At 31.5% G+C, this 13,665-nt stretch carries 12 protein-coding genes; 11 read left to right on the top strand and 1 reads right to left on the bottom strand.

Features of this window, described 5'->3' with window-relative positions:
- The 8 genes from Q0678_RS03795 (at position 1) to truB (ending at position 7,861) form a co-directional block, all read left to right on the top strand.
- On the top strand, positions 1-2,736 hold the full coding sequence (locus Q0678_RS03795) for a carboxypeptidase-like regulatory domain-containing protein (protein ID WP_367181490.1): 2,736 nt from the start codon (positions 1-3) through the stop codon (positions 2,734-2,736).
- Between the two features lie 164 nt (positions 2,737-2,900).
- A complete protein-coding gene (locus Q0678_RS03790; protein ID WP_299054139.1) occupies positions 2,901-4,163 on the top strand; it encodes a DUF5689 domain-containing protein in 1,263 nt (420 codons plus the stop codon).
- Between the two features lie 83 nt (positions 4,164-4,246).
- Entirely contained in the window at positions 4,247-4,687 is a 441-nt protein-coding gene (locus Q0678_RS03785; protein WP_299054136.1) for a hypothetical protein, read from the top strand.
- Positions 4,688-4,738: 51 nt separating this feature from the next.
- On the top strand, positions 4,739-5,149 hold the full coding sequence (mce, locus tag Q0678_RS03780; protein ID WP_299054133.1) for a methylmalonyl-CoA epimerase: 411 nt from the start codon (positions 4,739-4,741) through the stop codon (positions 5,147-5,149).
- 64 nt (positions 5,150-5,213) lie between these two features.
- Complete coding sequence (locus tag Q0678_RS03775) at positions 5,214-6,092, top strand: permease-like cell division protein FtsX (protein ID WP_299054131.1); 879 nt, start codon at positions 5,214-5,216, stop codon at positions 6,090-6,092.
- A 4-nt stretch (positions 6,093-6,096) separates the two neighbouring features.
- Positions 6,097-6,339 (top strand): DUF3098 domain-containing protein, encoded by a 243-nt coding sequence (locus tag Q0678_RS03770; protein WP_299054128.1) that lies wholly within the window; start codon positions 6,097-6,099, stop codon positions 6,337-6,339.
- A 2-nt stretch (positions 6,340-6,341) separates the two neighbouring features.
- Positions 6,342-7,136 carry an undecaprenyl-diphosphate phosphatase gene (locus Q0678_RS03765; protein ID WP_299054125.1) on the top strand — a complete coding sequence of 265 codons (795 nt, stop codon included), beginning with the start codon at positions 6,342-6,344 and terminating at the stop codon, positions 7,134-7,136.
- A 26-nt stretch (positions 7,137-7,162) separates the two neighbouring features.
- A complete protein-coding gene (truB, locus tag Q0678_RS03760; protein ID WP_299054122.1) occupies positions 7,163-7,861 on the top strand; it encodes a tRNA pseudouridine(55) synthase TruB in 699 nt (232 codons plus the stop codon).
- Positions 7,862-7,868: 7 nt separating this feature from the next.
- Here the strand turns inward: truB and Q0678_RS03755 are convergent, their stop codons facing one another.
- Positions 7,869-8,696, bottom strand: a complete 828-nt coding sequence (locus Q0678_RS03755; protein ID WP_299054119.1) for a universal stress protein — start codon at positions 8,694-8,696, stop codon at positions 7,869-7,871.
- A 177-nt stretch (positions 8,697-8,873) separates the two neighbouring features.
- Between Q0678_RS03755 and rimP the strand changes: the two genes are divergently transcribed.
- The 3 genes from rimP to infB are packed head-to-tail and all read left to right on the top strand — an operon-like array spanning position 8,874 to position 13,498.
- On the top strand, positions 8,874-9,335 hold the full coding sequence (gene rimP, locus Q0678_RS03750; RefSeq protein WP_299054116.1) for a ribosome assembly cofactor RimP: 462 nt from the start codon (positions 8,874-8,876) through the stop codon (positions 9,333-9,335).
- Positions 9,336-9,347: 12 nt separating this feature from the next.
- Positions 9,348-10,604 (top strand): transcription termination factor NusA, encoded by a 1,257-nt coding sequence (nusA, locus tag Q0678_RS03745; RefSeq protein WP_299054113.1) that lies wholly within the window; start codon positions 9,348-9,350, stop codon positions 10,602-10,604.
- 59 nt (positions 10,605-10,663) lie between these two features.
- Complete coding sequence (infB, locus tag Q0678_RS03740; protein ID WP_299054110.1) at positions 10,664-13,498, top strand: translation initiation factor IF-2; 2,835 nt, start codon at positions 10,664-10,666, stop codon at positions 13,496-13,498.
- The last annotated feature ends 167 nt before the right edge of the window (positions 13,499-13,665 follow it).

The following is a 13,665-nucleotide window of genomic DNA, read 5'->3' as shown; positions in this document are numbered from 1 at the left end:
TTGTTTCTATTTTTGTGGCTATTTCTATTTTTAGAAACTACTGCACAAAATAGTATTCAAGCAACGGTATTAGATTATAATTCTAAAAATCCATTGCAGAATGCTCTTGTTTATGTGTTAAATAGTCAAATTAAAATTCAAACAAATAGTAACGGTATTTTTAAAATAAACAATCTTAAAAAGGGCCCTTTTATATTAGAAATTAAGTTACTTGGTTACCAAATTCAAAAGATTCCTATTACTATAAATAACTCTTCTATAGATTTGGGAATCATATTTTTAACTAAAATATTTATAGAACAACCCGATCTTAGTATAATTAGCATTACCGATGATGAATTAAATAATGATGCGAATAGTGCCGATAATATTTCGGGCCTTTTACAAGCGACCAAAGATGTTTTTTTAAGAGCTGCTGCTTTTCAATTTAGTGCTTCTTTTTTTAGGTTAAAAGGCTTGGGTTCTGAGCATGGAAAGGTTTTAATGAACGGAATAGAATTAAATAAAGTTCTTGACGGACGAGCACAATGGAGTAACTGGGGTGGTTTAAATGATGTGTTAAGAGAGCAAGAGTTTAGCAATGGTTTAGCCATTTCTAATGTTGCTTTTGGCGGTGTTTTAGGAAGCACAAATTTTAACACCAGAGCTTCTAAACAAAGACCTGGATCAAGAATATCTTACTCTTCTTCTAATAGAAGTTACCAGCATCGAGTAATGGCAACTCATACAATGCCAGTTACCCGCAAAGGTTGGTCTTTTACTTTTTCTGGAAGTAGAAGGTTGGGTAATGAGGGTTTTAATGATGCGACTTCATACAATGCTACTTCATTTTTTACAGCTATTGAAAAGAAAATAAGTAAAAATCATCAGATTAATTTTACAGGAATATTTGCCCAAAATAGAAGAGGCAAATCATCACCAAACACCCAAGAGGTAGTCGATTTAAAAGGGATTAAATACAACGAGTATTGGGGGCGTTTAAATGGGCGTAAATTAAATAGTCGACTAAAAGATGTTGAAGAACCTATTATAATGCTAAATCATTTTTGGACTATATCAGATAAAAATAAATTACAAACCAATGTTTCATATCAATTTGGTAGCATTGGTAATAGTCGGTTAGATTTTAATGGCGGTGCAAATCCGAGTCCTACTTACTATCAAAAATTACCAAGTTATTTTTTGGCAAACAGTAACTTTTTTGGTGCATATAGTGTTCAAAAACAATTTTTAGAAAAAGGACAGTTAGATTGGGGTGCTATTTTTGATGCAAACATTACCAACTCTAGCTCTAACATAAACAGTGCTTTTGTGTTGTATGAAGATAGAAATGATGATAGGCAATTGACATTAAATACAATTTATAATTCGCAAATAGATAAACATATTTCGGTAACAGGTAAATTAGAATACAAAAGATTAAAGTCTCATAATTATGCCAAAACACTTAACTTATTAGGTGGTAGTGGCTATTTAGACATTAATAATTTTGCCGATACAGCTGCAAAAAGACAAAACGATCTACAAAACCCAAATAGAGTTGTTGGTATTGGAGAAAAATTTAAATATAATTTTAATTTAAATGCAGCTATTATAAATGCTTTTGCTCAGATTCAATTTACCTATTACAAAGTAGATTTTTACACAGCTATAAATCTCTTAAAAACAGACTATCAAAGAGAGGGTTTTTATAAAAACGGTCGATTTGAAGACAATTCTTTAGGCAATTCTAACCCATTAAATTTTTTAGATTATCAGTTAAAAACAGGAGGCACTTATAAAATTAATGGTCATCATTTAATAGAGGCTCATTTAGGGTATTTTACACAAGCACCAACAATTAGAAATTCTTTTTCTAATGTAAGAGAAAATAACAATGTAGTTGCTAATTTAATGTCAGAAAAAATAATATCTGCAGATGTAAGCTATATCAAAAGAGGGAATATACTTACAACCAAATTAACAGGTTATTACACTTATATAAAAGATGCAACAGAAATTTCTTTTTATTTCGGAGACGGAATAGGAGGTGATAATACGGCATTTGTTCAAGAAATTTTATCGGGTATAGAAAAGCAACATGTTGGTTTAGAGCTGGGTGTAGAGGCTCAAATAACGCCTGCTTTTAAACTAAACGGTGCAGCGTCAATTGGTAGTTTTACGTATGCAAATAATCCAAACTTATATTTAAATTCAGATATTACAAATGAAGGTATTTTTGATGAAAATGGGCGTTCTAAAGATGATGTATCTAATTTAAAAAATTATAAAATAGCTGCCGGACCTCATAATGCCATTTCTGTTGGTTTTGAGTATAGAGACCCTAACTATTGGTGGTTTGGAGCCTCTTTAAATTTTTTTAGCAATACTTATATAGACGTTGCTCCTTTAACAAGATCTAGCAATTTTTATAAAGATATAGATGGTTTAACTTTTCCAGATTATAATTTAGAGACTGCAAAAACTCTGTTACAACAAGAAAAATTCAATAATTACAACGTTTTAAACATTGTTGGAGGAAAATCTTGGAAAGTAAATAAATACTATATAAGTTTTTTCGGTACCGTAAATAATTTGTTAAATACTATCTATAAATCTGGTGGTTTCGAGCAAGGTAGAAATGCAAATTATTATCAATTAAAAGCAGATAAAGAAAAAGACAATCCCATTTTTGGGAATAAATATTGGTATGGTAGAGGTACTACTTATTTTGTAAATGTAAACCTTAGTTTTTAAAATAAATTGATATGAAAACACTTAAAATATCTTTTCTGGCATTACTATTTAGTAGTTTTTTTATGAGTTGTGTGATAGATAATAAATTTACCGTACCAGAAAACTTATGAGTTGAAGAAAATGAAAATTTAAACTTTCTTCTAGATAGCATCGATAATCAAATTGTGGAATTAAAATCGATTAAAGATTTAAAATTAATATATAATTCTGGTAGTGTTCCTGTAAAAATTGTTTCTGATATAGTGGTAAAAGGCTTTGTTGTTTCTTCGGATGAATCTGGGAATTATTTTAAAGAATTTTATATGCAAGATGCTCCAGAAAACCCAACTTCAGGTATAAAAATTGCAATAAACTTAACCAATAGCTACAATAAGTTTAATTATGGTAGAGAGGTATATATTCGTTTAAAAGGTCTTTATATTGGCGAGTTAAATTCTGGAGATGGATTGATAGCTATTGGCGGAAATGTTAGTTTAACTAATAGTAATGAAATACAAAGTGTTTCATCTAACCAGATAGAGTCGCACTTTTTTAGAGCTACTACTACAGCAGAAATTATTCCTAAACAAGTCTCTCTAGCGGGGCTAAATGCCTCGGATATTGGCACCTTTATTCGTGTTAACAATCTTGTTTTTCCTTCTGATTTGGCAGGTAAAGCCTATGTAGATACTTCAGAAGATTTTGATACACATCGAAAAATACAATCTTGTCAAACAGTAGGTTTTGCAAGTCTATTGTTAGAAACAAGTTCGTTTGCAAATTTTGCCAATGAAGCTTTACCGGTTGGTGGTGGTTTTATTGATGCAGTGGTTTCTAAAGATTATGATGGTCATTTTTTAGTATTGATTTTAAATTCTACCAAAGATATTATGATGCAGCAAGAAAGATGTACCACGCTTTCTGAAGCAGATTTTCCGATGGTTTTGTTAGAAGAGAATTTCGAGAATACAACAGGAGAAATACGCATTACCGATTGGGTAAATTACAGGCAAGAAGGCACAAAGTCTTGGAGGTCTTACACAGATACTTATTCGCAAAGTAAGGCTGCAAGAATAGGTTCTAGCAGTTCAAATGATGCGGAAACAATTACATGGTTAATTACAAAAGGGGTCGATTTAGACAACACCTCACAAGAATTTTTATCCTTTAAAACCTCTAATAGTTTTGCAAACGGCAGTACTTTAGAGGTGTTTATTTCTACTGATTGGAATGAAGATCTTGCAAATATTAATCTAGCAACCTGGACGCTTTTACCAGCCAATATTGTTGCAGACGGCGAGGGTTTTAAAAATTGGATACACTCTACATATATTGATGTATCAATGTTTTCGGGAAAAGCCTTTTTTGCTTTTAAATATACCGGTTCTGGCAATACTTATTTTGATGGCACTTATGAATTAGATGACATTAAAATCAATGCTAGATAAGATAAAATCCTTAATTCATTATAGGGTTTTACCTTATGTATGTCTTATAAATACCATCTATTTTTGTAACAAATACAAACGTTATGAATTTAAATATAGTAGAAAATAGCCCGATAGCAATCAATAATTTTGGAATAAATGTAGAGTTAAAAGAATTAAACAATCATGGGGTTGTAAATTTTGAGGTAAAAAATGGAGAAACTTCTCTTTGGGATGGAAAAAAAGTAACAATACCTGTACATGGTGTTTACAAGATATCTTGGGGTTTTTATCAAGAGTCAATAACCACTTTTTATAAAGATTTAGAAACCAAGTTGGCTTTAATTATTAATAATAAGCCTTATGATGATAAGGCAGTAATTTCGCATAAAACTCCCTGTTATCATGCAGTAAAATCTTCTCATGTAACGGCTTCTTTGTTGTTAAGAGAGAATGAAACAATCTGTTTGTACCCAGAAATTATAAATGCAGAAAAGCCAATCATGAAAAATGTTTATTTAAAGGTAGAAAGACTGTATCGATAAGAAACTTTTTATTTATTGGTGTAAATAGCTGCTTTTAGTACCTTTACATGAATGGAAAAAATAGAACATATTGGTATTGCAGTTAAAGATTTAGAGCGGTCTAATCAATTATTTGCAGCGCTTTTTGGTGCGCCACATTATAAAATTGAAGAAGTAGCATCCGAAGGGGTTAAAACTTCTTTTTTTAAAACAGGACCTAATAAAATTGAATTGCTACAAGCAACCCGTTCTTCAAGTACAATTGCTAAGTTTATAGAAAAAAAAGGGGAAGGAATTCATCATATTGCATTTGCAGTTAAAGATCTAAAAGCAGAAATTTTAAGACTTAAAGAGCAAGGTTTTGTTTTTGTTAATGAAACACCTAAAAAAGGTGCGGATAATAAATTAGTGGTTTTTTTACATCCAAAAGCAAGTAACGGAGTCTTAATTGAGTTGTGCCAAGAAATAGATTCGTTAAAATAGTGTAACTCTTACAATCAACTGATTACTAATTATTATATTGCAGCCTTAAAAATATACAAATAATATGTCTTCTAAATTTGATTCTTATCAAAAAAGACGCCTGCAGTCTTCTTATTTTTCGGTAGTAATAAGTATTGCTTTGGTACTTTTTATGGTAGGTATTTTAGGGTTAATTTTACTAAAATCTACGTTAGTTGCCAATCGAGTAAAAGAAAAAGTTGCTATTACTTTATTTTTAAAAGACGATGTTTCTACTAAAGATAGAAATAATTTTAAAGACGCTCTTCAAAAAGAGGTTTTTACAAAAAGAATTATTTACACAAGTAAAGAACGCGCAGCAAAAATTTATAGTAAAGAAATAGGGGAAGATTTTTTATCTTTTTTAGGTAAAAACCCATTAAAAAACGGAATTGATATTTATTTAAAAGCCGCTTTTGTTACTCCAGAGAAAATGCAAGAATTAGAAACTCGTTTTTTAAAGAATGCATTAATTGCAGATGTTTCTTATGATAAACCATTAATAAATCTATTAACTAAAAATATTAAAAGAGTTAGTTTTTGGTTTTTAATTGTGTGTGGTTTTTTTGGTTTAGTAGCTATTATCTTAATCAATAGTTCAATAAGATTATCTATCTATTCTAAAAGATTTAATATTAAAACCATGCAAATGGTTGGTGCCACAAAAGGGTTTATTAGAAAGCCTTTTATTTGGCAAAGTATTAAATTGGGCGCAATTGGTGCGTTTTTAGCACTAATAGGCTTGGCAGTTGTGGTGTATTATATAGACAAACGAGCGCCAAGTTTAGCATTGTTAAAAGACTACATAACATTGGGTTATTTAGCAGCAAGTGTAATTATTGTTTCTTTTATCATTACTTGGATTAGTACTTTTTTTGCCACCCAACGTTTCCTAAATTTAAAAACAGACGAATTATATTACTAATATTATGGAGAATCAAAATATAGAAAAACCCACATTTTTGTTTGGTAAAAAGAATTATGTAATAATGGTTATCGGACTTGTGTTTATTACCCTTGGCTTTATTTTTATGGCAGGCGGAGGTAGTGAAAATCCTGATGTTTTTAACGAAGAAATTTATAATTGGCAACGAATTCGTTTGGCGCCAACGTTGGTTATTATTGGTTTGGCGATTGAGATTTATGCAATTTTAGTAAATCCTAAAAAGTAATAATGGATATTTTAGAAGCAATTATTTTAGGTGTAATACAAGGTTTTACAGAGTTTTTGCCTGTTTCTTCTAGTGGTCATTTAGAATTGGCGAAGGCAATTTTAGGAGACACCTCTGTGCCAGAAGAAAGCTTAACTTTTACAGTAGTTTTACATTTTGCAACAGCGCTAAGTACCTTAGTGATTTTTAGAAAAGAAGTAGCAGAAATTTTTAAAGGGTTGTTTCAGTTTAAATGGAATGAAGAATTAAAATTTTCTTTAAAAATTATTATTTCTATGCTACCAGCTGTAATTGTAGGGTTGCTTTTTGAAGAACAACTAGCTTCTTTTTTTGATGGTAAAATACTATTAGTTGGTGTTATGTTACTATTAACAGCTCTCTTACTCTTGCTAGCAGATAAGGCAAAGAAAACCGAAAAAAAAGTTTCGTTTTCAAATTCATTACTTATCGGAATTTCACAAGCAATTGCAATGTTGCCTGGTATTTCTAGGTCTGGCGCTACAATATCTACCTCGGTTTTATTAGGAGTTGATAGAACAAAAGCAGCTCGTTTTTCTTTTCTGATGGTTGTTCCTTTGATTTTTGGAAAAATTGGGAAAGATGTTTTAGGCGGCGATATTAACTTTCATTCATCAGAAACAACCCCAATATTAGTGGGCTTTTTGGCTGCTTTTTTTGCAGGTCTTATTGCTTGTAAGTGGATGATTGCGTTGGTTAAAAAAAGCAAATTATCGTACTTCTCAATTTACTGTGCAATTGTAGGTGTAATTGCAATTGTATCTACATTCTTAAACTAATTAAAGTATAAATTTTTCTAACTAAGATGACTGCAGAAGACTATAAAAACGGACAGGTTTTACTAATCGATAAGCCTCTAAATTGGACTTCTTTTCAGGTAGTAAATAAACTTCGTTGGGAAATTAGACAACAATTCAATATTAAAAAAATAAAGGTTGGTCATGCAGGTACGCTAGATCCTTTGGCTACAGGTTTACTTGTTATTTGCACTGGTAAACAAACCAAAGAAATACATATTTATCAAGGACAGGTAAAACAGTATACAGGTACTTTTGTGTTGGGCGCCACAACACCTAGTTACGATTTAGAAACAGAAATAGATAAAACTTTTCCAACAACACACATCACAGAAGCGCTTTTACACGCAACTACCAATGAGTTTGTAGGTGATATTCAGCAAAAACCACCAATTTTTTCGGCGATTAAAAAAGATGGAAAACGCTTGTATGAGATAGCAAGAAAAGGTGAAACTGTAGAAATACAGCCAAGACAAGTGTCTGTTTTAGAGTTCGAAATTACCAGTGTAAATTTACCAGAAGTAACTTTTAGAATTGTATGTAGCAAGGGTACTTACATTCGTTCTTTAGCCCATGATTTTGGGGTTGCTTTAAACTCTGGCGCGCATTTATCTTCTTTAAGAAGAACTAAAATTGGCGATTTTAATGTTGATAAAGCTTTAACCGTCGAGAAATTTATCGAAACTTTAAAATCAGAAGCAAATTAATACGTTCTTATACTTTAATTGTTAGCATTGGTTTTAGGGCATTTTTAGATAGTTTTTTAATAACACTGCCTGTAAATAAATGTGCCAAACCACTTCTTCCGTGAGTACTTAGTGCAATTAAATCTGCGTTTATCTCTTTAGAGAAATTTAAGATACCCTTCTCTACAGAAACATCACTATAAATATTTATTTTATGCTTTTTGATGTTAAAATCAGTAATAAAATTTTCAATTTTTTCTTTAGTTTCTGCGGTGCCTAAAAAATTTGCAGGAGTGTTTATTTTTAACAGATGAATGGTGCCTTTAAATAGATCTGCAAAATGAAGTACTCTATCAAATACCTCTTTGTTTTCTTCTTTAAAGTTAGAGGCAAAAACAATGTTTTTTAATCTAAATTTTTTGATGTCTTTTTTGATTACAAGCACAGGTGTTTTAGAGTTTCTAACCACTTTCTCTGTATTAGAGCCAATCAAAATTTCTTCTAACTCAGAGTGTCCTTTAGATCCCATAATTATTAAATCTGCCTCAATTTTAGCAGCATACTTTAAGATGCCCTCAAAAGGTGTGTTTAGTTTTATAAAATATTCTACCTGTATTTCTTTATCAAAATAGGTGTCTTTAAATAGAAGCACTTTTTCTCTAACCTTTCTAAGATATAACATGCTTTCTGGAATGCTAAACCTACTGCTAGAGCCCATGTCTACAACTCCTTTAGGTAATTCAATTAAATGAATAAGATAAATTGTGGCTTTTGTTTTTTTAGCAATTTGTGCAGCAACTTTAGCGGCATATTCAGCTGTTTTTGAAAAATCAATTGGGACTAAAATTTTTTGCATAATGTTAAAATTTTAAAGGTGAATAAGAGCTTACCTAAAGTTACAAAAAATAATTGAATTAAACTTAGTTTGGTAAATCATAAACAATTCGTATATTTGCAACGTAAAAAATCACAGTAAAAGAAAATGAAGGGGACTTAAAGTCCCCTCTTTTTATATTTTATTTTAAGATTTAAGATGGATCAAGCCAAAGTAAAAGACATAGTAAATGAGGCGTTAGCACAGAATAATTCGTTGTATTTGATTGATTTAAATATTACCGAAAACAATAAAATTCTGGTTACAATAGATGGTGATAACGGCGTTCCTTTAAGTGAGTGTATTAGGGTAAACAGAGCTGTAGATGATAGTTTTGATAGAGAAGAAGAAGATTTTTCTTTAGAGGTTTCTACTCCTGATATTTCACATCCGTTAAAAGTAAAAAGACAGTATATTAAAAACATAAACAGGATACTAAAAGTTAAAACTTCTGAAGAAGAATTAGAAGGTACTTTAGTTACTGCAGATGAAGATAAAATTGTTTTAAATTGGAAAGCAAGAGAGCCAAAACCAATAGGTAAAGGTAAAGTTACTGTTCAAAAAGAAGCAATAATAGCGTACAAAGATATTAAAGAAGCAAAAGTGAAGATTGTATTTTAAGTAAAAAATGTAATGGAGAATATAGCATTAATTGATTCGTTTTCAGAATTTAAAGATAATAAAAGTATAGACAGAGTAACATTGATGTCTATTTTAGAAGAGGTTTTTAGAGCTGCCTTAAAACGTAAATTTGGGTCTGATGATAATTTTGATATCATTATAAACCCTGATAAAGGAGATTTAGAAATTTGGAGAAATAGAGTTGTTGTTGCAGATGGTTTTTCTGAAGATGATAATGAAGAAATTGAGTTGGCAGAAGCTAGATTAATTGAACCAGATTTTGAAATTGGAGAAGATGTTTCGGAAGAAGTAAAATTAATTGATTTAGGAAGAAGAGCAATTTTAGCCTTACGTCAAAATTTAATTTCTAAAATTTACGAGCATGATAGTACCAATATCTTTAAACAGTTTAAAGAGTTAGAAGGCGATTTATATAGTGCAGAAGTGCATCACATTCGTCATAACGCAATTATATTGTTAGATGATGATGGTAACGAAATTGTATTGCCAAAAAGCGAGCAAATTCGTTCAGACTTCTTTCGAAAAGGAGATTCTGTTAGAGGGGTTATTAAATCGGTAGAATTAAGAGGTAATAAACCTGCTATAATCTTGTCTAGAACATCTCCATTGTTCTTAAATAAATTATTCGAACAAGAAATACCTGAGGTTTTCGACGGTTTAATTACCGTAGAAGGAGTGGCAAGAATACCAGGAGAAAAAGCAAAAGTTGCTGTAGATTCTTATGATGATAGAATAGACCCAGTTGGCGCCTGTGTAGGTGTTAAAGGATCTAGAATACATGGTATTGTTAGAGAATTGGGTAACGAAAACATAGATGTTATAAATTACACTAAAAACGAACAATTATTTATTTCTAGAGCATTAAGTCCTGCAAAAGTGACTTCGATGGAAATAGAGATGTTTGAAGAAGAAAAAAATGGCAAAAAAGGACGTGTAAGCGTTTTATTAAAGCCAGAAGAAGTTTCTAAAGCAATTGGTAGAGGTGGTGTAAACATACGTTTAGCAAGTGAATTAACAGGCTACGAGATAGATGTTAAAAGAGAAGGCTTAGAAGAAGAAGATGTAGAATTAACCGAATTTATCGATGAAATTGAAGATTGGGTTATTACAGAATTCAAAAAAATTGGTTTAGATACTGCTAGAAGTGTACTAGAAACTAGTGTAGAAGAATTGGTTAAAAGAACCGATCTAGAAGAAGAAACCATTATGGATGTTCAACGAGTTTTAAAAGAAGAATTCGAAGACTAAATAAAGTAAAGTAGTAAAGTAAAAGAATATTTTTACAAGTTTAAAGTTAAAAAAAATATATGTCTGTAGGCAAAACAATGAGGCTTAATAAGGTTTTAAGAGAATTAAATATTTCTCTTGATAGAGCAGTCGAATTTTTAGCGGATAAAGGTCACGAAATAGAAGCAAGACCTACCACTAAAATATCTGGCGAAGTCTATCAAGTTTTACTCGATGGCTTTGAAACAGATGCTAACAAAAAAGCAGCATCTAAAGAAGTTGGAGAGGAAAAACGTAAAGAGAAAGAAGCTATTCGTTTAGAGCTTGAAGCTAAGTTAGAAAAGAAAAAAGAAGACGAAGCTAAGAAAGAAGAGGTTTTAAAAGCCAAAGCAGACAAATTAGAGTTTAAAACAGTTGGTAAAATTGATATTGATACCCTTGGTAAAAAGCCAGCTGCTAAAGAACCTAAAGTTGAAGAGCCAACTAAAGAAGAGGCAGTAACAGCGAAAGTTGAAACTACTACCGAAAAAGTTGTAAAAGCAGAAGAGCCAGTTGCAGAAAAAGCAGCTACTGAAAAAGTTGTAAAAGACACAGAAGAAGTAGCAAAGCCTTCAGCAAAAAAAGTGGTTTCTGAAATAGAAAAAGAAGTTTCTAAAGGAGGTGAAAAGCCAAAAGCGAAAGCAGAAGCGGTAAAATCAGAAGAAACCGAAGAAGAGGTAACTGCAGATAATGCAGAAGCAATTAAAACTCAGTATAAAAAACTAGACGGACCTAATTTTACAGGTAAAAAAATTGACTTAAAACAATTTGAAAGACCTAAAAAGAAGAAACCAGAAGTTAAAAAAGATGCAAATGCAGACGCTAAAAAGAAGCGTAAGCGTATTGTAACAAAAGCAGGAGCTCCGGGTTCTGCAACAGCAAGACCTTCTAGACCAGGACAAGGCGGTACAAGAACACCGTATAGAGGTGGTAGAGGTGCAGCAAGACCAGCAGCAGTTAAGAAAGAAGAACCTACTGAAGCAGAAATTCAAAAGCAAGTAAGAGAAACTTTAGAAAAGCTACAAGGAAAATCTTCTAAAGGAAAAGGTGCAAAATACCGTAGAAATAAAAGAGAAGCACACAGAGAGCATTCTGATGCTGAATTAGAAGCACAAGCTTTAGATAATAAAATATTAAAAGTTACTGAATTTGTAACAGTAAGTGAAGTTGCTACAATGATGGATGTACCTGTAACTAATATTATCTCATCATGTATGATGTTGGGTATGATGGTTACAATGAACCAACGTTTAGATGCAGAAACACTTGTAATTGTTGCAGAAGAATTTAATCATAAAGTAGAATTTATTGGTGCTGAGGTAGAAGAATCTATTGAAGAAGTAATCGATAAACCAGAAGATTTAGAAATGCGTGCACCTATTATTACTGTAATGGGACATGTAGATCATGGTAAAACATCTTTATTAGATTACATTAGAAAAGCAAATATTGTAGACGGAGAAAGTGGTGGAATTACACAGCATATTGGAGCTTATTCTGTAAATGTTGGTGATCAAAAAATAGCCTTCTTAGATACACCAGGTCACGAGGCCTTTACAGCAATGCGTGCTCGTGGTGCACAAGTTACCGATTTAGTTATTATTGTTGCAGCAGCTGATGATGATGTAATGCCTCAAACAAAAGAAGCAATTTCTCATGCACAGGCAGCAGGTGTACCAATTATATTTGCAATTAACAAAATTGATAAGCCAAACGCAAACCCAGATAATGTAAAAACACAACTTTCTTCAATGAATTTATTAATTGAAGAATGGGGTGGTAACATACAGTCTCAAGATATTTCTGCCAAAACAGGTGCAGGAATTCCTGAGTTATTAGAAAAAGTTTTATTAGAAGCCGAAATTTTAGAATTGAAAGCAAACCCTAATAAAAATGCAGTTGGTACTGTAGTAGAAGCTTTACTAGACAAAGGTAGAGGATACGTTTCTACAATAATGGTACAAGCAGGAACTTTAAAAATTGGAGATTACTTGTTAGCAGGTAAACACAGTGGTAAAGTTAGAGCAATGTTTGATGATAAAGGGAATAACTTAAAGCAAGCAGGACCCTCTACACCAGTATCTATTTTAGGTTTAGATGGAGCGCCACAAGCAGGTGATAAGTTTAACGTATTTGAAGATGAACGTGAAGCAAAACAAATTGCATCAAAAAGATCTCAATTACAAAGAGAGCAATCTGTTAGAACTCAGAAAACATTAACGTTAGATGAAATTGGTCGTAGAATTGCGTTAGGTGACTTTAAAGAATTAAACATTATCTTAAAAGGAGATGTAGATGGTTCTGTAGAAGCATTAACAGATTCTTTCCAGAAATTATCTACCGAAGAAATTCAAGTAAATATTTTACATAAAGGTGTAGGTGCCATTACAGAAAGTGATGTGTTATTAGCAACTGCTTCAGACGCTATTATTGTTGGTTTTAACGTTCGTCCACAAGGAAACGCAAGAGCCGTAGCAGATAGAGAAGAGGTAGATATTAGAACATATTCTATTATTTATGCAGCCATAAACGATCTTAAAGATGCTATGGAAGGCATGCTTTCTCCTGAAATGAAAGAAGAAGTTTCTGGTAATGTAGAAATTAGAGAAATTTATAAAATCTCTAAAGTAGGTAACATTGCAGGTTGTATGGTAATGTCTGGTAAAATTCAAAGAGATTCACAAATTAGAATTATTAGAGACGGAATTGTTGTTCATGATGGAACTCTAACAGCTTTAAAACGTTTTAAAGATGACGTTAAAGAGGTAACTAAAGGGTTTGATTGTGGTGTTCAAATTAAAAACTACAATGATATTGCTCAAGGAGATATTATTGAAGCTTATAAAGAAGTTGCCGTTAAGAAAAAATTGAAATAATAAATTTTCAATATTAGATTAAAAAAGTCGAGATTTTAAATTTAAAATCTCGACTTTTTTAGTTCAGGATAGATTCCTTTTATTACTTGTGTTGTCCTATTTCTGATGAAGCGCGTATCGAGGAAACTGAATTTTTTTAAAGAAAGTATCCTACATATATTTTAACT

It is taken from the genome of uncultured Polaribacter sp. (genome assembly GCF_947497125.1).
Classification (GTDB): Bacteria; Bacteroidota; Bacteroidia; order Flavobacteriales; family Flavobacteriaceae; genus Polaribacter.
This window is presented reverse-complemented; position numbering and strand designations above follow the sequence as displayed.

Coding starts and splice junctions, on each gene's coding strand:
- Q0678_RS03785 (WP_299054136.1), top strand. CDS start 4,247: ATGAATTTAAATATAGTAGAAAATAGCCCGATAGCAATCAATAATTTT.
- mce (WP_299054133.1), top strand. CDS start 4,739: ATGGAAAAAATAGAACATATTGGTATTGCAGTTAAAGATTTAGAGCGG.
- Q0678_RS03775 (WP_299054131.1), top strand. CDS start 5,214: ATGTCTTCTAAATTTGATTCTTATCAAAAAAGACGCCTGCAGTCTTCT.
- Q0678_RS03770 (WP_299054128.1), top strand. CDS start 6,097: ATGGAGAATCAAAATATAGAAAAACCCACATTTTTGTTTGGTAAAAAG.
- Q0678_RS03765 (WP_299054125.1), top strand. CDS start 6,342: ATGGATATTTTAGAAGCAATTATTTTAGGTGTAATACAAGGTTTTACA.
- truB (WP_299054122.1), top strand. CDS start 7,163: ATGACTGCAGAAGACTATAAAAACGGACAGGTTTTACTAATCGATAAG.
- Q0678_RS03755 (WP_299054119.1), bottom strand. CDS start 8,696: ATGCAAAAAATTTTAGTCCCAATTGATTTTTCAAAAACAGCTGAATAT.
- rimP (WP_299054116.1), top strand. CDS start 8,874: ATGGATCAAGCCAAAGTAAAAGACATAGTAAATGAGGCGTTAGCACAG.
- nusA (WP_299054113.1), top strand. CDS start 9,348: ATGGAGAATATAGCATTAATTGATTCGTTTTCAGAATTTAAAGATAAT.
- infB (WP_299054110.1), top strand. CDS start 10,664: ATGTCTGTAGGCAAAACAATGAGGCTTAATAAGGTTTTAAGAGAATTA.